Below are 19583 nucleotides of genomic sequence, written 5' to 3' on the forward strand. Positions count from 1 at the left end.
GCACGGCGGTGACCCCAGGGACCGGTGTGGCCCACTAACCTTCCTTGGGTGCATGTCGCCCATCTCTCGCTGACCGACTTCCGGTCCTACGCGTCGGTGGAGCTCGGCCTGGAGCCGGGCATCACCGCCCTCGTGGGGCCGAACGGCCAGGGCAAGACCAACCTGGTCGAGGCCCTGGGCTATGTGGCGACGCACTCCAGCCACCGCGTCGCCAACGACGCTCCCCTGGTACGGCAGGGCGCCGCGCGGGCCATCGTCCGCTGCGCCGTACACAGGGATGACCGGCGGGCACTGGTCGAGCTGGAGATCAACCCGGGCAAGGCCAACCGGGCCAGGCTGAACCGCTCCCCCGTCTCCCGGCCCAGGGACGTGATCGGGCTGCTGCGCACGGTGCTGTTCGCGCCGGAGGACCTGGCGCTGGTCAAGGGCGATCCGTCGGAACGGCGGCGCTTCCTCGACGACCTGCTGGTGTCCAGGGCGCCGCGGTTCGCGGCGGTGCGGGCCGACTACGACCGGGTGCTCAAGCAACGCGGCGCGCTGCTGCGCACGGCCGCGCAGGCCCGCAGAGGCTCCAGGAGCGCCCGGCGGGCGGAGAGCGACACCGCGTTCGCGTCGGCGGGCGCCGGGGACGTCCTGAGCACTCTGGAGGTCTGGGACGCGCATCTCGCGCGGCACGGCGCCGAGTTGCTTCAGGCGCGGCTCGATCTCGTGGAGGCGCTGCGGCCGCTGGCGGCCGGAGCCTATGCCGCGCTGGCCCCGGCGAGCGGTGCGGCGACCCTGTCGTACCGCAGCACGTTGTCCACAGGTGGGGATGATCCTGAGGGCGAAGAGCCCGGCGGACGTGGATCTTCTGATACACAGACGTTATCCACAGACTTGGGGAAAACCCTTGAAGAGCGGCTGCGCGAGCGGCTACAAGAGGTGCGCTCCGCGGAGCTGGAACGGGGGGTCACGCTCGTCGGCCCGCACCGGGATGATCTCGTTCTCGGCCTCGGCGAGCTGCCCGCGCGCGGCTACGCCAGCCACGGCGAGTCGTGGTCGTTCGCGCTGGCGCTGCGTCTGGCCGCCTACGACCTGTTGAAGGCCGACGGCGGCGATCCGGTGCTGATCCTGGACGACGTCTTCGCCGAGCTCGACACCCAGCGCAGGCGCCGGCTGGCCGAGATCGTGGCGCCGGCGGAGCAGGTCCTGATCACGGCGGCTGTGGACGACGACGTGCCCGGCGAGCTGGTCGGAGCCCGCTATGACGTCGCCGAGGGGAGTGTGAGCCGTGTCCGATGAGGAGAACCCGGCGGCGCGTGGCGCCGCGATGGCCAGGGAGAAGCTGGCCCAGGCCAAGGCGGACGCGGCCAAGCGCGGCCAGCTCCCCCGGCGCGAGCCGCGCCGCAGGGCCGCGGGGCCGTCGCGTGGAGCAGGCGATCCCCAGCTTTTCGGCCGGGCCATCATGGATCTGCTGTCCGACCGCGGCTGGGAGCGCTCCGCGGCGGTCGGCGGGGTTTTCGGTCGCTGGGCGGACATCGTCGGCACCGATCTCGCCGCGCACACCAAACCGGAGTCCTTCGAGGACGGCGAGGTGCTCGTCGTGGCCGACTCCACAGCGTGGGCGACGCAGGTCAGGATGCTCGCGCGCACCCTCGTACGCAGGCTGAACGAGGAGCTCGGTGACAACACGGTCACAAAAGTGAAGGTCAGGGGTCCGCAGAACGCGCCACGTCCCAGCGGCGGCCTGCGCGTGACCGGCAGCCGGGGCCCCGGAGACACCTATGGCTAGCCCGCTCCGGGCGATCAGAGAGCCACAGACGCGATGAGCCCCCCACGCAAAGGGGGGATGCTTAAGCGGGGGGAAAACGAGCTAGAGAGCATCACAGGCGCGTTCAATGCCACCTTCGGCGCTCCGAGCCGGTAGAATGAAAGCGGATTCCGGACACGTCCGCTTGCGTGTCACCCCGGCAGCAAGCCGACTCCCCCGGGTGACCGCGCATCGGGGCACTCACGACGGTGACGGGCACGGCAGGGGCAGCTCGCAGTTGACTGCTTACCCAGCCGCGTGTCCGCGGCAGGAGGATTTCGCACTTGTCCTACGACGCTAGCTCAATCACCGTACTCGAAGGGCTTGAGGCGGTCCGCAAGCGCCCGGGTATGTATATCGGCTCCACCGGCGAGCGCGGCCTGCACCACCTTGTCCAGGAGATCGTGGACAACGCTGTGGACGAGGCCCTCGCGGGTTATGCCAAACACATCGACGTCACCCTGCTCGCCGACAACGGCGTGCGCGTCGTGGACGACGGCCGCGGCATCCCGACGGGCATCCACCCCGTCGAGAAGCGTTCCGCGGTCGAGGTCGTCCTGACCACGCTGCACGCCGGCGGCAAGTTCGACGGCAGCTCGTACGCCGTCTCCGGCGGTCTGCACGGCGTGGGTTCCGCCGTGGTCAACGCGTTGTCCACAGCCATGGACGTGGTGGTCAAGCAGAACGGCTACTACCACCACCTGCGCCTGGAGAACTCCAAGCCGCTGGCGCCGCTCCAGCAGGGCGAGCCGACCGACGACACCGGCACCGAGATCACCTTCTGGGCTGACGGCACGATCTTCGAGACCACCACGTGGAACTTCGAGCTGCTCTCGCGCCGCTTCCAGGAGATGGCCTTCCTCAACAAGGGCCTGACGATCACGCTCACCGACGAGCGGCCGGACCACATCAACGGTGAGGTGCACCAGGTCGAGTACCTCTACGAGGGCGGCCTGTCCGACTTCGTCAAGCACCTCAACGGCAAGAAGGAGCCGGCCCACGCCTCGATCATCGCGTTCGAGGAAGAGGGCGACGGCATCTCGGTCGAGATCGCGATGCAGTGGAACAACTCCTACTCGGAGTCGGTCTACTCCTTCGCCAACGTCATCAACACCGCCGAGGGCGGCACCCACGAGGAGGGCTTCCGCGCGGCGCTGACGTCGATCGTCAACCGCTACGCGCGCGAGCAGAAGTTCCTCAAGGAGGGCAAGGACGAGAACCTCTCCGGCGAGGACGTCCGCGAGGGCCTGACCGCGATCATCTCGGTGAAGCTGGCCGACCCGCAGTTCGAGGGCCAGACCAAGACCAAGCTGGGCAACACCGAGGCCAAGTCGTTCGTGCAGAAGGCCTGCAACGACCACCTGCGCGACTGGTTCGAGCGCAACCCGGGCGAGGCCAAGGACGTCATCAACAAGTCGCTGCAGGCCGCGCGCGCCCGCGTCGCCGCCCGCCAGGCCCGCGACCTGACCCGGCGCAAGTCGCTGCTGGAGTCCGGCAGCGGCCTGCCGGGCAAGCTGGCCGACTGCCAGTGGAACGACCCGGAGAAGTGCGAGCTCTACATCGTCGAGGGCGACTCGGCCGGCGGTTCCGCCAAGGGCGGGCGCGACTCGCGCTACCAGGCGATCCTCCCGATCCGCGGCAAGATCCTCAACGTGGAGAAGGCCCGGATCGACAAGGTACTCAAGAACAACGAGGTCCAGGCGCTCATCACCGCGCTCGGCACGGGTGTGCACGACGAGTTCGACATCTCGAAGCTGCGCTACCACAAGGTGATCCTGATGGCCGACGCCGACGTCGACGGTCAGCACATCAACACGCTGCTGCTGACGTTGCTGTTCCGCTTCATGCGGCCGCTGATCGAGGCCGGGCACGTCTACCTGTCCTGCCCGCCGCTGTACAAGATCAAGTGGAACCGCAGCGGTGACGACGCCTCGTACGCCTACTCCGACACCGAGCGCGACGCGGTCATCCAGGCCGGCATCGACGCGGGCAAGCCCGACCCGCGGCCGCGCGACAACGTCCAGCGCTTCAAGGGTCTCGGCGAGATGAACGCCGGCCAGCTCTGGGAGACCACGATGAACCCGGAGACCCGGCTGCTTCGCCTGGTCACGCTCGACGACGCCGCGCAGGCCGACGACCTGTTCAGCGTGCTGATGGGCGAGGACGTCGAAGCAAGGCGCGACTTCATCATCCGTAACGCCCGCGACGTCCGCTTCCTCGACGTTTAGCCAGAATAAGGATCACCACCTGTGACGGAAGTGAACACCAGTTTCCCGGCTGAGCGCATCGAGCCGGTGGACATCCAGTCCGAGATGCAGCGCAGCTACATGGACTACGCGATGTCCGTCATCGTGTCCCGTGCGCTGCCTGACGTCCGCGACGGCCTCAAGCCGGTGCACCGCCGGGTCCTCTACGCGATGTACGACGGCGGCTACCGTCCCGATCGCGGCTACTTCAAGTGCGCGCGCGTCGTCGGTGACGTGATGGGCACCTACCATCCCCACGGCGACACGTCGATCTACGACGCGCTGGTACGGCTGGCGCAGCCCTGGTCGCTGCGCTACCCGCTGGTCGACGGCCAGGGCAACTTCGGCTCGCCGGGCAACGACCCGGCGGCGGCGATGCGCTACACCGAGTGCAAGCTCGCGCCCATCGCCATGGAGATGCTGCGCGACATCGACAAGGACACCGTCGACTTCCGCCCCAACTACGACGGCAAGTCGCAGGAGCCGGACGTCCTGCCGGCGCGGTTCCCGCAGCTGCTGGTCAACGGCTCGGGCGGCATCGCCGTCGGCATGGCCACCAACATCCCGCCGCACAACCTGCGCGAGGTGGCGGCCGCGGTCAGGTGGTACCTGGAGAACCCCGACGCCCCCGACGAGGAGCTGCTCGAAGCGGCGATCGGGCTGGTCAAGGGGCCCGACTTCCCGACCCGCGCGCTCATCGTGGGCCGCCGGGGCATCGAGGACGCCTACCGCACCGGCCGCGGTTCGATCACCATGCGCGCGGTGGTCGAGGTCGAGGAGGACGGCAAGGGCCGCCAGGCGCTGGTCGTCACCGAGCTGCCCTATCAGGTCAACCCGGACAACCTGGCGCTGAAGATCGCCGAGCTGGTCCGGGAAGGCAAGCTGACGGGGATCGCCGACGTACGCGATGAGAGCTCTTCGCGGGTCGGGCAGCGTCTGGTGATCGTGCTCAAGCGCGACGCGGTCGCCAAGGTCGTGCTGAACAACCTCTACAAGCACACCCAGCTGCAGGACACCTTCGGGGCCAACATGCTGGCCCTGGTCGACGGCGTGCCGCGTACGCTGCGGCTCGACCAGTTCGTCCGGCACTACGTGGCCCACCAGATCGAGGTCATCGTCCGCCGGACGCGCTACCTGCTGCGCAAGGCCGAGGAGCGCGCGCACATCCTGCGCGCGCTGCTGAAGGCGCTCGACCGGCTGGACGAGGTCATCGCCCTCATCCGCGCGTCCGAGTCGGCCTCGCACGCCCAGCAGGGCCTGATGTCGCTGCTGGACATCGACGAGGTGCAGGCGCAGGCCATCCTCGACATGCAGCTGCGCAAGCTCGCCGCCCTGGAGCGCCGGTCGATCCAGGACGAGTACGACCAGCTGATGACCATGATCGCCGAGTACAACGCGATCCTGGCCAGCGAGGCACGGCAGCGGGAGATCGTCAACGAAGAGCTGACGGAGATCGTCAACAAGTTCGGCGACGAGCGGCGTACCGAGATCATCGCCTATGACGGCGACATGTCGATCGAGGACCTCATCGCCGAGGAGGGCGTGGTCGTCTCGATCACGCGCGACGGCTACGCCAAGCGCACCAAGACCGACCTGTACCGCCAGCAGAAGCGCGGCGGCAAGGGCGTGCGCGGCGCGCAGCTGCGCCAGGACGACATCGTCGACCACTTCTTCGTCACCACGACGCACCACTGGCTGCTGTTCTTCACGAACAAGGGGCGCGTGTACCGGGTCAAGGCGTACGAGCTGCCTGACGTGGCACGGGACGCGCGGGGCATGCATCTTGCGAACCTTCTTGCCATGCAGCCCGACGAAACAGTCATGGAAGTTCTGGATTTGCGTGACTACGACGTCGCGCAGTACCTGGTGCTGGCAACACGCAGCGGCCTGGTGAAGAAGACCCGCCTGGAGGAGTACGACTCCCCCAGGACCGGCGGCCTCATCGCGATCAACCTGCGCGACGACGACGAGGTCATCGCCGCCCGGCTGGTGTCGGAGGAGGATGATCTGCTGCTCGTGTCGAAGGGGGCGCAGTCGATCAGGTTCACCGCCTCGGACGACGCGCTGCGCCCGATGGGCCGCGCGACCAGCGGTGTCATCGGGATGAGGTTCCTCGAAGGCGACGAACTTCTCGCCATGAATCGCATCGCAGACGGTCAAGATGTGCTTATTGCCACTAAGGCTGGGTACGCGAAGCGGACGCCCGTGGACCAGTATCCAGTTCAGGGCCGTGGCGGTAAGGGCGTGCTGACGGCGAAAATTGTCAGCGCACGTGGCAAGCTGGTTGGAGCCGTCATGGTCAACCCGGAGGACGAGGTCTTCGCGATCACGTCAGCGGGCGGGGTGATCCGGACGAGTGCCGGGCAGATCAAGCAGTCCGGCCGCCAGACCATGGGAGTGCGCTTGATGAATCTCGCCGAAGGCGACAGCGTGGTGGCTCTCGCCCGAAACGCCGAGTCGTTGGAGGCTTCGGTCGAGGCAGAGGAAGACGGGGGAGGAGAGTAACGGATGAGCGCCGCCCAGGGTGGTCCCGCCAAGACCAAGCCGGTCGTTCGCGAGAACGGCCAGCAGCAGCAGCCTCAGAAGAACACGCCGGCGGAGACCGCTGACTCGGTCAAGGAAGAGCAGAGGGCACCGGAGGCCCCGGCTCCCGCGGAGGGTAATGACACGGTCCGCATCCGGCCGTCCCTCGCCACCGAGGCTCCCCCTCCGCCGCCCAAGATCGAGCTACCTACCAAGAAGAAGTCCGCGGGGGGCGCCGCCGGGGCCAGGCTGCCGCGCAAGGCCCACCTGGTCCTGCGCCGGATCGAGCCCTGGTCGGCCATGAAGTTCAGCTTCGTGGTGTCCCTGGTCTGCTTCGTGGTGCTGTTCGTGGCGGTCGCCGTGCTGTACGGCGTGCTGTCGGCCCTGGGCGTGTTCGACTCGCTGGTCGACCTGGTCAACCAGCTCGGCAAGGGCGAGCAGGGCCAGAACTCCATCCCGATCAACATCGCCTCCTGGTTCGAGCCGGTGCGCATCCTGGGCTACACGGCGCTGATCGGCGCGGTGAACGTCGTGCTGATCACGGCGCTGGCCACGTTGGGCGCGGTCATCTACAACATCGCCTCCGATCTGGTGGGCGGCGTCGAGGTGACCTTCAGCGAGGCCGAGTAGCCACCGCTTGTCTTCGCCGCCCCCGTGATTCGTCGATGGGGGCGGCGCAAGCAGTGGGCCGGGCACGGTAAGCTTTTCCTCGTCCGAACAACCGGTTCGCACCCGTTCGGCGGATGCGATAACGTTCGGTGTGCGCGGGGCTATAGCTCAGACGGTTAGAGCGCTTCCCTGATAAGGAAGAGGTCCCAGGTTCAAGTCCTGGTAGCCCCACCCAGTCCCATCAGCACAAACAGAGCCGCTCTCGATCACGAGGCGGCTCTTTGCGTGTGCGGGGTTCAGCAGGGGTAGACGGAGATGCCGGGTGGGTCCTGGAGGCAGGCGAACGTGCCGTCGGGCAGGGCGATGACGACGACTTCGATGGTCTGGCCGTCGTCGGCCTGGGTGCTCTGCTTGGGCTCGTACTTGACCAGTGAGTCGGCGGGGAAGTCGCGGTCCAGGGTGCGGCCCATGATGAGGCTCACCTCGTAGAGGCGGCTCTTGACCTCTTCGGTGAGCCTTTTGACCCGCGCGCGGTCGTCCGTGCCCAGGGGAACGCGGGTCTGTTCTTTGGTGCTGGTCATGATGTGTCCCTTTCGTGGTTTCTAGGTCTCATCGTGTGGGCGCTGGGCTCCTACCGGCATGAGCATCCCCCTACTCAACCTGGCCACGGGGATGAGGGTCAGCGCCGTCACCGCCGCCAGGGCGCCGAAGGCCAGGCGGAAGTCGCCCATGGTGTCGCGCAGGGCGCCGACGAGGACGGGGGCGAGGGCGGCGCAGCCGTACCCGATGAAGAAGGCCATCGCGCTGATGCGGCCGGCCTGCGCGGCGTCGTGGCTCAGGACCACGGGGAGCGTGAGGATCAGCGTGAACAGGCCGCCGTGGCCGACGCCCAGGGCGGCTATCCACAGCCAGGTCGCCGTGGCGGGGGCGAGGGACAGGCCGGCGAAGCCTATGGCGGTGAGGGTGGCGGTCAGCGCCAGTCCTACGCGCCGGTCTCGGTGCTCGCCCAGCAGTGCGGGTACGGCCAGCATCGCCGCCACCTGGATGCCGATCATCACGGTCAGCAGGCCCCCGCCACCGGCGCCGCTCTCCCGCAGGAGGGGCACGATCCAGGCCAGTTCGCAGTAGTACAGGGCGGAGTTGGCGGCCGACAGGATGGTCACCCGCCAGGCCACGGCGCTGCGCCACGGCAGGCCGCTGGTGGCGGGGCCGGCGGGGGCGGTCACGTCGGACAGGGCCAGGGAGCGCCGCGACGCCGTCCAGACGGCCGTGCCGGCGAGGGCGAGCAGGGACCAGGACGCGAGCGCGCCCGGCCAGGAGCCCAGGAAGCCGGCCAGGGGAGCGCTGACCCCGGCCGCGACGGCGCCGCCCGCGCCGAGCCCGGCGGTGTAGACCCCGGTGGCGAGGCCGGCGCGGTCGGCGAAGCGGGTCTTCACGACGGCGGGGAGCAGTGTCTGGGCGATGGCGATCCCGGCTCCGACCGCCGCCGCGCAGCTCAGCTGCAGCCAGGTGGACGAGCCGGCGGCGCGGGCGGCCGTGGCCAGGGTGATGAGGGCCAGGCCGAGCAGTACACCGCGCTGAAGCCCGAGACGCCGGCCGGCCAGGGCGGCGAGTGGCGCGCACAGGCCCATGGCCAGGGTCGGGATGGTCGTCAGGAGCGCGACGGCGGTCGCGGTCAGGTCCAGGTCGGCGCGGATGCGGTCCACGAGCGGCGAGACCGCGGCGATCGCCGGCCGCAGGTTGGCCGCCGCCACGAACATCGCCAGCCCGGCCATGCCGAGCGTCTGCTTGCCCATCGTCCAGCCTCCATTGATCTCGGATATTTTCTATCCGAGTTCTATCACACAACTCGGACAGAAAATGTCCGTAAGATGGGGACCATGAAGTTGTCCAACGGGGTGGAGTGGGCGCTGCACAGCTGCGTCACGCTCAGCCAGAGCCGCGAGCCCGTGCCCGCCGCCCGGCTCGCGGAACTGCACGGCACCCCGCCCGCCTACCTCGCCAAGCATCTGCAGGCGCTGTCGCGGGCGGGCATCGTGCGCTCCACGGCGGGCCAGGTCGGCGGGTACTCCCTGACCAGGCCAGCGGCTGAGATCTCGGCGCTGGAGGTGGTGCGAGCCATCGACGGCACCGAGCCCGCCTACCGGTGCACCGAGATCCGTCAGCGCGGGCCGCTGGCCCTTCCGGCCGAGCGGTGTGAGCGGCCCTGCGCGATCGCCCGCGCGATGGCGGCCGCCGAGGAAGCCTGGGCGCGGGCGCTCGGCGAGGTCACGATCGCGGACCTCGCCGAGCGCATCGACGCCGACAGCGGGGGTACGGCGATGGCCGCCGTCGGCAGCTGGCTCACGCGCGAAACCACCGGCCGTTAGACCGCCGGTGCGAGGTCGGCCGATCGGGTGCGGGCCAGCAGGAGATAGAGCGGGATCGTGACGGCGAGGCTGACGATCCAGCTGATGTCGGCGCCGGACAGGGCCGCGGCGACAGGGCCGGTGTAGAGGATGGTGCTCATGAACGGGATCTCCACCAGGATCCCGACCGTGTAGGCGATCAGGGCGGGCTTGTCGTACATGCCGTACCGGCCGCCGTCGGGCAGGAAGAAGTCCTCGACGGCGTACCGGCCCTTGCGGACCAGGTAGAAGTCGACCAGGTTGACCGCGGTCCAGGGGATGAACACGTACTGCAGCAGGATGATCAGGTTGGTGAAGCCGGTGACGAAGTCGTCCGACATCAGCAGGGCGACGAACGAGGCCACCGCGACCATCGCCGCGCCGATCGCCGCCCGCTCGCGGGTGCCGGGCAGCCAGCGGGAGCGGAAGGTCTGCACGATGGTGACGACCGCGAGCACGGCGCCGTACAGGTTCATCGCGTTGAAGTGCATGATCACCGCGGCGAAGCTCAGCAGCGCGACCGTGCTCAACGGGCCGCCGAGCACCTGTGGCATCCCGGTCAGGACGTCGCCGCGGACCGCGATGGAGACGATGACGCCGACGGCCATCGGGACGATGCCGCCCAGGACGGCGCCGGCGTACGTCCACCAGAAGGTGGAGCGGAGGCTGGCGGTCCGCGCGGGCATGTAGCGGGAGTAGTCCGACACGTAGGGCGCGAACGCGATCAGCCACAGCGCGCCGACGGCCATCGTGCCCAGGAAGCCGCGCAGGGTCGGCTGGCCGATCTGGAAGACGGTCGCCGGGACGTTGCCCATGACGGCCATGCCGACGACCAGCACGCCCACGGTCGCGACCGACACCGCGGTGATGACGCGGCCGATGAGGTGGATCAGCTGGTAGCCGACCACGCACACGACCAGGCCGACGACCGCGAACAGCGCGGAGAGCAGCCAGATCGGCACCGCGGGCAGGACGGCGTTGACGGACTGGGCGCCGGAGACGATGTTGGCCGCGTAGATGCCGACGTACATGATCAGGACGACGACCAGGACGATGAGCGACCCGCGGACCCCGAACTGGCCGCGGCTCTGGATCATCTGCGGCACCCCGAGTTGAGGCCCCTGGGCGCTGTGCAGCGACATGGCCAGCCCGCCCAGCAGCAGGCCGACGAGCAGCGCGATCAGGCTCCACCAGAAGTCGAGCCCGTAGACCAGGGGCGCGATGCCGCCGGTGACGAACGTCAGCGGGCCGATGTTGGCGGCGAACCAGATGCTGAACAGGTCGCGCGGCCGGCCGGTCCGCTCGTCGGCGGGGATGATGTCGATGCTGCGTCGTTCCAGCGTCATGGTGCTTCCCAGGGCGAGGGCTGGGCCCGGTGGGCCAGGTAGTTGACCTTGAGCTTGGTGAACTCGCGGATGGTCTCCAGTCCGCCCTCCTCGCCGCGGCCGGAGGCCTTGTGGCCTTCGTAGGGGACGTGGGCGTGGTCGCGGAAGGGGGCGTTGGTCCAGACGATGCCGGCCTGGAGCCGGTCGGTGAGCTCGACGGCCTCGTCGAGGCGGTCGGTCCAGACGGTGGCGGCCAGGCCGTACACGGTGTCGTTGGCGACGCGTACCGCCTCGTCCAGGTCGCGATACCTGAGGACCGACACGACGGGGCCGAAGATCTCCTCCCGCGCCGCCGCCATGGACGGGGTGACGCCGTCGAGCACGGTGGGCTGGAGGAACGCGCCCTCCTGGCGGGGACGGCCGCCGCCGTAGGCGATCGAGGCGCCCTCGGCGAGCGCGGCGTCGACGGCCCGCTCGACGCCGTCGCGGTGCTCGCGGCTGACCAGCGGGCCCATCTGGGTGGCGGGATCCATCGGGTCGCCGACCACGACCTTCGCGGTGGCGCGAAGGAACAGTTCCAGGAACTCCTCCGCGATCTCCTCGGCGAGCAGCAGCCGGGACCCGGCCGTGCACACCTGCCCGGCGTTGAAGAAGGCATGGAACACCGAGGCCGCGGCGGCGGTCTCCAGGTCGGCGTGGGCGGTGACGATGTTGGCCGTCTTTCCGCCGAGCTCCAGGTGGCAGCTCACCCCGGACCGCTGGATCAGCGTGCCGACCTCGGTCGAGCCGGTGAACGTGATCTTGCTGACGCCGGGGTGCGCGACCAGCGCGGCGCCGGTCGATGCGTCGCCGTTGACGACGTTGACGACGCCGGGCGGGAACCCGGCGCGCGAGCACAGCTCGCCGAACATGGCGGCGGTCAGCGGCGTCTGCTCGGCCATCTTCAGCACGACGGTGTTGCCGGTGGCCAGGGCGGGGCCGGTCTTGGTGACGGCGAAGAAGAACGGGAAGTTCCAGGGCGCGATCGCCGCGACGACTCCGTACGGTTCCCGGCGGGAGGTGGTGAGGAAGCCGGGCTGCTCGGCATAGCTGGTCCCGCGGACGTTCTCCGGCAGCGTGGCGTAGTACTCGAGGATCTCGGCGCAGACCGCGACGTCCGCGCGGGCGTCCTCGATGGGGTGGCCGCTGTCGCGGGACTCGGTGACGGCGATGGACTCCGCCTCGCTCCGCACGACCTCCGCCAGGGCGCGCAGCAGCCGCGCCCGCTCGGCGGGCGGCAGCCGCCGCCAGTCGTCCCGCTCGCCCGCCGCTCCGGCCGCGCTCACGGCGGCGTCCACCTCGGGTACGCCGCCGAGCGCCACCGTGGCCAGCCTGGACCCGGTGGCCGGATCGACGGTCTCGAACGTGGCCCCGTCGGCGGAGGCCACGCTCCGCCCGCCGATCAGGTGCCGGACGTCGGCGCTCATGCCGCGACCCCGGCCGGGCGGCCCGTGCGCAGGGACTGCTCCAGGGCGAGCGCCGCGGCCAGGGCGCCGCGCGCTTCCTCCCCGGTGACCAGGGGCGGGCGGCCCTCGCGGACGGTGGCGAGGAACCGCTCGACCTCGTTGACGTACATCCCGGTCTGGACGCCGAAGACCTCGCCGTTCAGCGCGTCGGGGAACTGGGCGGCGTCGCCGTGGACCACGACGCCGTGGTCTCGCTCGGTCAGGTACGCGTTGCCGTTCACGCCCACGTAGGACAGGGCGTGGTCACCCTGGTCCAGGCCGGCCTGGTCGGGCAGTGCCCAGGAGGTCTCGTGGGCGCCGACGCAGCCGTTGGCGAAGCGCAGCGTGGCGACGATGGAGTGCGCGCCGCCTTCGTCCAGGCCGGGGACGGGCGTGCGCGAGGCGACCCCGCTGACCTCGACGATCGGCGATCCCACGATCCACTGCAGCACGTCGAAGTCGTGCACCGCGAGGTAGAGGGCCAGTGACGTCTGTCCCTGCTGCCGCCGCCCCTCTGACGCGGGCCAGTTCCGCCTGGTCACCGTGTGTACGGCGGGCCCGAGCGCGTCCGTCGCCGCCCGCACGGCCAGATACCGGCTGTCGGCCCGCAGGGAGTGCCCGACGACCAGGCGCCCTCCGGGGTCGGCGGCCACCATCGCGTCGGCGTCGGCGAGCGTGGTCGCCACCGGCTTTTCGCAGAACACGTGCTTGCCGGCGCGCAGTGCCGCGATCACCGGCTCCCGGTGCCGGCCGTCGGGCGTGCTGACGAAGACCGCGTCGACGTCGCCGGAGGTGACGGTCTCGATGGCGTCGGTCGAGAAGCGCACGCCCTCCGGCAGTCCCGCGGCCGTCTCGGGGTCGAGGTCGCAACAGGCGACGATCCGTGCGGCTCCGCTGGCGTGCAGGGCGGCGACCCTGATCCTGCCCATCCAGCCCAGTCCGACGACCGCGCAGTTCACCTTTTGCATGGTTGGCTTCCTTCACCTGAGCAGGTATACGTGCATAAATGAATAACCTGCTTGACTATGTGTCCAGGAACTTAAATACGCCTGCGGTGCTTGTCAAGGAATATCTTGGACAAGTAGTCAGCGCGGATTCATATCTTCAGGGAGTGACGGATGTCCGAGGACGAGATCCTCGACCGGCTCTGGCGGGCCCGCTTCAGCCCGGACGGCAAGCACGCCGAGTGCCCGGTCTGCGGTGAACTACGGGGATTCCACCGGCTCCACGGGCGCCGGACCTACAGCTGCGCCACCTGCGGGCACCAGGTCAGCCCGACCGCGGGCACGGTCTTTCACGGTTCGTCCACACCCCTCGCCACCTGGTTCGCGGTCATCAGGCGCGAACGGGCCAGGCGGGGTGTCGGGGCCGCCGATCTGGCCCGCGAGCTCGGCCTGCCGTACGCCACGGCCTGGAGGTTGTTGAAGAAGGTGCGCCAGGAGCGTGCGGGGCTGGACGCGCTCGGCGAGGTCTGGAACACCGGCGAGGAGCCGCCCGAGCCCAGGACGGAAACGGCCGCGCCGTCGCGGGAGCAGCAGTTGCTCGCGGCGGCGCGCGACGTGGTGGTGGAGGAGGGGCTTGAGGCCACGACCGTGCGGGCCGTGGCGGCGCGGGCGGGCGTCTCCACCGGCGTCGTCCACTACTACTTCGCGAACAAGGACCAGATCCTGCTCAAAGCGTTGCGGCAGGCCCATGAGAAGGCGTCGGGGCTGCGCGACGCGATCATGGCGGAGCCGGCGAGCTGCGCCGAGAAGCTCGCCGGCCTGATCGCGCTGGCCATCCCCACCAACGGGGCCGAGCGGGACGAGTTCGTCCTGTGGCTGGAGTACTTCCACGTGGCCATGCGCGGCAGGCTGCCCGGTGCGGACCTGCCGATGGCCACCCGGTTCCGGCAGTACTTCTTCGACGTGATCGAGGAGGGAGTCCGGTCCGGCGAGTTCAGGCCGGCCCGCGACGTGAACGCCATCGCCGAGCAGCTGATCGGGCTGCTCGACGGGCTTGGGCAGGCCGCCGTCCTGGACCGGCAGTGGATGTCCTACGAGCGCATGGCCCACCTGGTCCACGACTTCGTCGAGAGCACACTCCGGCCGCGGCGCCCGTGATCAGAGGCGCCGGATCGGAAGGGTTCTGGGGCCGCGGACCTGGCCGGTGGCCCAGGTGACCGCTTCCGGATCGGCCAGCGTGAAGGACGGGACGCGCTCCAGCCACACCTCAAGCGCGATCCGCAGCTCCATGCGGGCCAGGTGCGAGCCGACGCAGCGGTGGATGCCGAGGCCGAAGGCGACGTGCCGGTTGACCTCGCGGTCGATCACGACCTCGTCGGCGCGCTCGAAGTAGGCGGGGTCGCGGTTGGCGGCGGGGAACGACAGCAGGATCCAGTCCTCCGCCTTCATCTCCACGCCGTTCCAGCTCAGGTCCTCCTTCACCAGCCGGGCCATGGTCACCGGCGCGTAGGCGCGCAGGAACTCCTCCATGGCGGTCGGCAGCAGCTCCGGCTCGGCGACCAGGCGTTCGCGGTCGGCTGGGGTCTTGGCCAAGTGCCATAGGGAGGCGCCGATCGCGCTCCACGTCGTGTCGATGCCGGCGATGAGCAGCAGGGCCATGGTGCCGGCGACGTGGTCGGGGGAGAGCTTCTGGCCGTACAGCTCGGCGTCGATGAGGAAGGTGGTCAGGTCCTCACGCGGGCGGTCGACGTGGTCGCGGATCTGGACCAGCAGATAGTCGAAGAGCCGGCCCATGTTGGCGACGCGCTCGTCCGGCGGCAGGTTGACGCCTTCCAGCGCGCTTTCGATGAACTCGCGGAACCTGGGCCCGTCCTCCACCGGGAAACCGAGCATGTCGGCGATGACGCGTACCGGGATGTGCTGGGCGTAGTCGCGGGCGACGTCCACGACCTCCCGGCCCTCCATGGCGTCGATCAGCGAATGACAGAACGCCCTGGTCGCCGCCTCCCTCTTGCCCACCTCGGTCTTGGTGAAGGCGGGCAGCAGCAGTTTGCGCGCGTCGTGATGGAAGGGCGGGTCGGAGGAGATCGGCGGCACGCCGCCCACGGGCGCGATCTCCTTGGGCGGGCGGAAATTGCTCATGATGATCGAGCGCGAGGAGAAGCTCTCGGTGTCGTAGGCGATCGCGGCGACGTCCTCGTAGCGGGTGGGCAGCCATCCGCCGCCGAACCGCTCGGTGTGCGCGATGGGACACCGCTGCCGCAGATCATCCTGGATGGGGTACGGATCAGCCGCCCATTCCCCCTCAGTGTGGGAGAAATCGGTCGCCCAGTCGGCGACGGGGCCGGTGATGATCTCGTTGCGGGTGCCTTCGAGCGGGGCGTCCTGCCGGTCGTCCGCAGCGGGGGTGAAGCGGTCGTCGACGGTCATCTCACGCCTCCTGTACGGCTATCGCGCGTTCCGGGCAGTTGGCCGCGGCCAGCCGGGCGGCGGGCACGTCGGCGCCCCGCACGAGGCCGTCGCCGGCGACCTGCCCGTAACCCTCGTCGTCCTCGGTGAACAGCTCGGGCGACAGGTCGTAACAGCGCCCGTGACCCTGACATCGTTCGGCGTTGATGTGGACTTTCACTGCTTGTGCTCCTGTGCTCCTAGCGCGGTCACGACGCGGGAGAGCAGTTTGGCCCACTCCCCGGCGTCGACGGCGTGCAGGTCGGGGGTGATCAGGGCGCTGCCCATCGCGAGCAGGAGGCAGAAGTGGGCGAGGGCGTCCGGCGACAGGTCGGACCCGATCTCCCCGGCGTGCTGGGCGGCCTCCACCAGCCCGGCCAGCCAGTCGGCGCGCTCGCCGACGTACCCGCGCATGGGCCTGGCCAGCTCCTCGTCCCGGCGGGCGGCCACCAGGGCTTCGACGATCAGGTAGCCCGCGGCCTCGCGCCGCTCGGGCAGGCGGCCGCCGACGATGAGGAGCAGATCGGTGATCGACCGGTCGGGCTCGGCGGTGAGCAACTCGGCCAGCAGTCGCGGGCCGTGCGCGCGCAGGGCGGCCACGAGCAGGTCGGCCTTGGAACCGAAGTGCGCGTAGAGCGCCCCGTTGCTGACCCCGGCGGCGGCGGCGATGTCGGCCACCCGGGTCCCGTCGTACCCGCGCTCGGCGAACGCCTCGGCGGCGGCGTGCAGCAGCCGTTGACGTGTCTCGGCGGCGGTGACGCCGGCGATGCGGCCCATGTCCGAATTAAAAGACCGTTCATTTGATACGTCAAGACTTTTCAGCGCAGCCCAGGTCTCCGTGGCTTGTAGGGTGCGGAAATGGCAAGGAGTGAGCGGCTCGCGGAGCAGTTGGACTGGTACTGGCGCTCGAACCTGCGGCCGCGGCTGGACGGTCTGACCGACGAGGAGTACTTCTGGGAGCCGGTGCGCGGCTGCTGGAGTATCCGCCCACAGGGCAGTTCGGCCGCACCGATGCCGCTGGGTTCGGGCGGGTGGACCATGGATTTCGGGTCCCCTGACCCGGTGCCGGCGCCGGTGACCACGATCGCCTGGCGGCTGGCGCACATCATCGTCTCGTGCCTGGGCTATCGGGTCGGATGGCACTTCGGCGGCCAGGACGTCGACTCCCAGACCTTCCCCTACGCGGGAACCGCTGACGAGGCGCTGAAGCAGCTCGACGAGATGTACGGGAGATGGAACGCGGGGGTCCGCGAACTCTCGGACGCCGACCTGGACGCTCCGCCCCCGGTGGGTCCCGAGCGGCGTCCCATGGAGGGCATCGTCCTGCACGTCAACAGGGAGCTCATCCATCACGGCGGCGAGATCTCCCTGTTGCGCGACCTCTACCGCTGGCAGAACTGAGCCGTATCGCGCACTTCTGGGCGCGGGATTTCGGGCGTGCCGATGAGTTTTGTGCGGGTCCGTGGTCTATACGGCTGGACACACCGACAGCATGGAGGCAGTGATGAGCGTCGACGACTCCGGTCCCAGGGTGTTGGTGGCGGGGGCGAGCATCGCGGGGCCCGCGCTGGCCCACTGGCTGCGCCGGCGGGGGGCCGAGGTGACCGTGGTGGAGTGGGCTCCCGAGCTGCGTCCCGGCGGGCAGGCGGTGGACGCGCGCGGGATCGCCAGGGAGGTCATCGAGCGTATGGGGCTGGACGCGGCGGTGCGCGCGGCGTGCACCGACACCGCCGGCGCGCACACCGTGGACGCGGACGGGCACGTGCTGGAGACCTTCCGCGCCGACGACCACGGTGGCGACGGGTTCATCGCGGACATCGAGATCCTGCGCGGGGACCTGTCCCGGGTGCTCTACGACGACACCCGCGACGGCGTCGAGTACGTCTTCGGCGACCGGATCACGGAGCTCGCCCAGGACGCGGACGGGGTCGACGTGGTCTTCGCGGGCGGCGACCGGCGGCGCTTCGACCTGGTGGTCGGGGCCGACGGGCTGCACTCGGCGCTGCGAGCGATGGTCTTCGGGCCGCATGAGCGGTTCCTCCGCCATCTCGGGCACGTGCTGGCCTTCTACAGCGTGCCCAACGAGTTCGGGCTGGACCGCTGGCTGCTCGAGTACCAGGATCAGGAGTCCGGGCGCTCCGCCCTCCTGCGGCCCATCCAGGACGCCACCCGGGCGATGGCCATGTTCTACTTCGCCTCGGCCGGCTTCGACGTCGACCACCGTGACGTCGCGGCCCAGAAGACCCTGCTGCGTGAGCGGATGGCGGGCCTGGGCTGGTTGACCCCGGACATCCTCGCGCACCTGGACGACACCCCGGACTTCTACCTCGACCAGGTCGCCCAGGTGGTGATGGACGGCTGGTCGAGTGGACGGGTGGGGCTGCTCGGGGACGCGGCGTTCAGCTCCTCGCCGATGTCGGGGCAGGGCACCGGGGTGGCGCTGGTCGGCGCCTACGTGCTGGCTGGCGAGCTGGCCGCCGCCGGGTGGGATCCCGCCACCGGGTTCGCCCGCTACGAGGCGCGGATGCGCTCGTTCGTCGAGGCCAACCAGGAGATCGCCCGGTTGAACGCCCGCAGCCGCGAGGTACCCGGGCCGGACGCCGAGCCGGGTCCCGATTTCGCCGGTGAATGGTTCGCCGAGCTGGTCGGGCGCGCGATCAACGGCGTCGAGCTGCCCGACTACGCGGGGGTGCCGGACTCCGCGGCCCCGGCGGTAGGGCTCACATAGGCCGCAGGACTCACCTGACGGGTCGAGCTTCGGTGGGACACCGCCGGACGACCTCCGCCCATGCCGCGTCGCACCCGAGACGCCGGACACGTTCGGCGATCGCTCGTACACTTTCTGTGGTTGCTGGCGATGGGGAGAGGGTCGGGGACGATGAGCGGGCCGGAGTCGGTGACTTGTCACGAGGACCTGGTGAAGCTGCTGGCCGAGCAGTTCGCGCGGGCCGACATGTCCCTTCGGGAGCTGGAGACGCGGGCGGACAGGGCGGGTGGTGCGCGGCTGCCGCGCACCACGTGCGCCGACATGCTGGCCGGCCGGCGTTTCCCCAAGAAGGCGGTGATGGTGGCGTTCCTGCGGGGGTGCCGGGTTCCCGATTCCCAGCTTCCGGCGTGGGAACAGGCGTGGGACCGGGTGCGGGTCGGCCGGCTGCCCCCGGGGGCGAACGCCGAGCCGCCGGTCTCACCTGTGCGTGTGGGGACGGCCCGGCGGTGGCGGCGCGCCGGGCTGCTGGCCGCGATGGCCGTGGCGACGGTGGCGATCAGCCTCGGCGTCATGGCTCAGCGGGGGACTCCCCAGCGCGGCTCGTCCGGAGGGGTGCCCGGCCACTTCGTGGGCGTCTCCCACATCGTCAGTGACGACGGCCGTTCGTTCCCCCGTGGCGGGTCGAGCCGGTTCACCGTGCGCGTCGACCCGGCCAGCACGGGGGTGCGGCTGGTCCGCCGGCTGGACGTGGGCGTCGGCCTGCAACATGCCACGATCACCGTCAACGGCACCCCGGCCGCGGAGTGGCGGCCGCTGCTCGAAGACGCCGTCTACAAGTGGCGCGACCAGATCGTCACGCTCCCGCCGCATCTGACCACGGGCCGGGACTCGCTCACCATCGTCAACACGTCCGTGTCGGCCTCGGGCTTCAACGAGTTCTTCTACACCGTGGAGCACGAGGTCGACGGTGTCTGGACGGTCGCCGACCGGCTCGACGTCGGCCGCGGCCACGCCGCCGGCGAGGCCGCCCACGACTACCGCGTCGTCGGGGAGGACTGGGCCGACGTCCAGACCTTCGCCTATCCGCCGCGGAGGGAGGACTGGCGGGTCCGGTGAGCCGG

The 19583-nt window shown here is 70.0% G+C and carries 18 protein-coding genes and 1 tRNA gene; 11 read left to right on the forward strand and 8 right to left on the reverse strand.

The window, feature by feature from the left end:
- The first annotated feature begins 48 nt into the window (after positions 1-48).
- From recF to ACIBHY_RS19175, 6 genes are all read left to right on the forward strand, one after another.
- Positions 49-1281: a DNA replication/repair protein RecF gene (recF, locus tag ACIBHY_RS19150; RefSeq protein WP_397307330.1), complete on the forward strand. Its 1233-nt coding sequence runs from the start codon at positions 49-51 to the stop codon at positions 1279-1281.
- A complete protein-coding gene (locus ACIBHY_RS19155) occupies positions 1271-1771 on the forward strand; it encodes a DUF721 domain-containing protein (protein ID WP_397257548.1) in 501 nt (166 codons plus the stop codon). The genes recF and ACIBHY_RS19155 overlap by 11 nt, the downstream gene beginning before the upstream one ends.
- 302 nt (positions 1772-2073) lie before the next feature.
- A complete protein-coding gene (gyrB, locus tag ACIBHY_RS19160; RefSeq protein ID WP_397257550.1) occupies positions 2074-4017 on the forward strand; it encodes a DNA topoisomerase (ATP-hydrolyzing) subunit B in 1944 nt (647 codons plus the stop codon).
- Between the two features lie 21 nt (positions 4018-4038).
- Positions 4039-6540: a DNA gyrase subunit A gene (gene gyrA, locus ACIBHY_RS19165; RefSeq protein ID WP_397307331.1), complete on the forward strand. Its 2502-nt coding sequence runs from the start codon at positions 4039-4041 to the stop codon at positions 6538-6540.
- 3 nt (positions 6541-6543) lie between these two features.
- Positions 6544-7188, forward strand: a complete 645-nt coding sequence (locus ACIBHY_RS19170; protein WP_397257554.1) for a DUF3566 domain-containing protein — start codon at positions 6544-6546, stop codon at positions 7186-7188.
- Positions 7189-7324: 136 nt separating this feature from the next.
- Positions 7325-7398 (forward strand) — tRNA-Ile (locus ACIBHY_RS19175).
- Between the two features lie 65 nt (positions 7399-7463).
- Here ACIBHY_RS19175 and ACIBHY_RS19180 read toward each other — a convergent pair.
- Both ACIBHY_RS19180 and ACIBHY_RS19185 read right to left on the reverse strand, forming a co-directional pair.
- On the reverse strand, positions 7464-7748 hold the full coding sequence (locus ACIBHY_RS19180) for a hypothetical protein (protein ID WP_397307332.1): 285 nt from the start codon (positions 7746-7748) through the stop codon (positions 7464-7466).
- Positions 7749-7769: 21 nt separating this feature from the next.
- Complete coding sequence (locus tag ACIBHY_RS19185) at positions 7770-8963, reverse strand: CynX/NimT family MFS transporter (RefSeq protein WP_397307333.1); 1194 nt, start codon at positions 8961-8963, stop codon at positions 7770-7772.
- 84 nt (positions 8964-9047) lie between these two features.
- On the opposite strand from ACIBHY_RS19185, the gene ACIBHY_RS19190 reads away from it, so the two are divergent.
- Positions 9048-9536 (forward strand): RrF2 family transcriptional regulator, encoded by a 489-nt coding sequence (locus ACIBHY_RS19190; RefSeq protein WP_397246830.1) that lies wholly within the window; start codon positions 9048-9050, stop codon positions 9534-9536.
- Here the strand turns inward: ACIBHY_RS19190 and ACIBHY_RS19195 are convergent.
- From ACIBHY_RS19195 to ACIBHY_RS19205, 3 genes are read right to left on the reverse strand one after another with little or no spacing between them, the layout of a single operon-like run.
- Entirely contained in the window at positions 9533-10900 is a 1368-nt protein-coding gene (locus ACIBHY_RS19195) for a purine-cytosine permease family protein (protein WP_397246832.1), read from the reverse strand. The genes ACIBHY_RS19190 and ACIBHY_RS19195 overlap by 4 nt on opposite strands.
- Positions 10897-12345, reverse strand: coding sequence for an aldehyde dehydrogenase family protein (locus ACIBHY_RS19200; RefSeq protein ID WP_397307334.1), 1449 nt, complete (start codon positions 12343-12345; stop codon positions 10897-10899). The genes ACIBHY_RS19195 and ACIBHY_RS19200 overlap by 4 nt, the downstream gene beginning before the upstream one ends.
- Positions 12342-13331, reverse strand: a complete 990-nt coding sequence (locus ACIBHY_RS19205; RefSeq protein ID WP_397307335.1) for a Gfo/Idh/MocA family protein — start codon at positions 13329-13331, stop codon at positions 12342-12344. Before ACIBHY_RS19205 ends, ACIBHY_RS19200 begins: the two co-directional genes overlap by 4 nt.
- A gap of 150 nt (positions 13332-13481) precedes the next feature.
- Between ACIBHY_RS19205 and ACIBHY_RS19210 the strand changes: the two genes are divergently transcribed.
- Positions 13482-14465 (forward strand): TetR family transcriptional regulator, encoded by a 984-nt coding sequence (locus ACIBHY_RS19210; protein WP_397246838.1) that lies wholly within the window; start codon positions 13482-13484, stop codon positions 14463-14465.
- On the opposite strand, the gene ACIBHY_RS19215 is transcribed toward ACIBHY_RS19210, so the two are convergent.
- The 3 genes from ACIBHY_RS19215 to ACIBHY_RS19225 are packed head-to-tail and all read right to left on the reverse strand — an operon-like array spanning position 14466 to position 16532.
- Positions 14466-15737: a cytochrome P450 gene (locus ACIBHY_RS19215; protein WP_397246840.1), complete on the reverse strand. Its 1272-nt coding sequence runs from the start codon at positions 15735-15737 to the stop codon at positions 14466-14468.
- A gap of 1 nt (position 15738) precedes the next feature.
- A complete protein-coding gene (locus ACIBHY_RS19220; RefSeq protein WP_397246842.1) occupies positions 15739-15936 on the reverse strand; it encodes a ferredoxin in 198 nt (65 codons plus the stop codon).
- Positions 15933-16532: a TetR family transcriptional regulator gene (locus tag ACIBHY_RS19225; protein ID WP_397246844.1), complete on the reverse strand. Its 600-nt coding sequence runs from the start codon at positions 16530-16532 to the stop codon at positions 15933-15935. Before ACIBHY_RS19225 ends, ACIBHY_RS19220 begins: the two co-directional genes overlap by 4 nt.
- An 81-nt stretch (positions 16533-16613) precedes the next feature.
- Between ACIBHY_RS19225 and ACIBHY_RS19230 the strand changes: the two genes are divergently transcribed.
- The 3 genes from ACIBHY_RS19230 to ACIBHY_RS19240 all read left to right on the forward strand — a co-directional run bounded on the left by ACIBHY_RS19230 (position 16614) and on the right by ACIBHY_RS19240 (position 19578).
- A complete protein-coding gene (locus tag ACIBHY_RS19230; RefSeq protein ID WP_397307336.1) occupies positions 16614-17156 on the forward strand; it encodes a DinB family protein in 543 nt (180 codons plus the stop codon).
- 103 nt (positions 17157-17259) lie between these two features.
- A complete protein-coding gene (locus tag ACIBHY_RS19235; RefSeq protein WP_397307337.1) occupies positions 17260-18483 on the forward strand; it encodes an FAD-dependent monooxygenase in 1224 nt (407 codons plus the stop codon).
- A 150-nt stretch (positions 18484-18633) separates the two neighbouring features.
- Positions 18634-19578 (forward strand): hypothetical protein, encoded by a 945-nt coding sequence (locus ACIBHY_RS19240; RefSeq protein ID WP_397246850.1) that lies wholly within the window; start codon positions 18634-18636, stop codon positions 19576-19578.
- The last annotated feature ends 5 nt before the right edge of the window (positions 19579-19583 follow it).

Source organism: Nonomuraea sp. NPDC050547, assembly GCF_044457345.1.
GTDB lineage: Bacteria > Actinomycetota > Actinomycetes > Streptosporangiales > Streptosporangiaceae > Nonomuraea.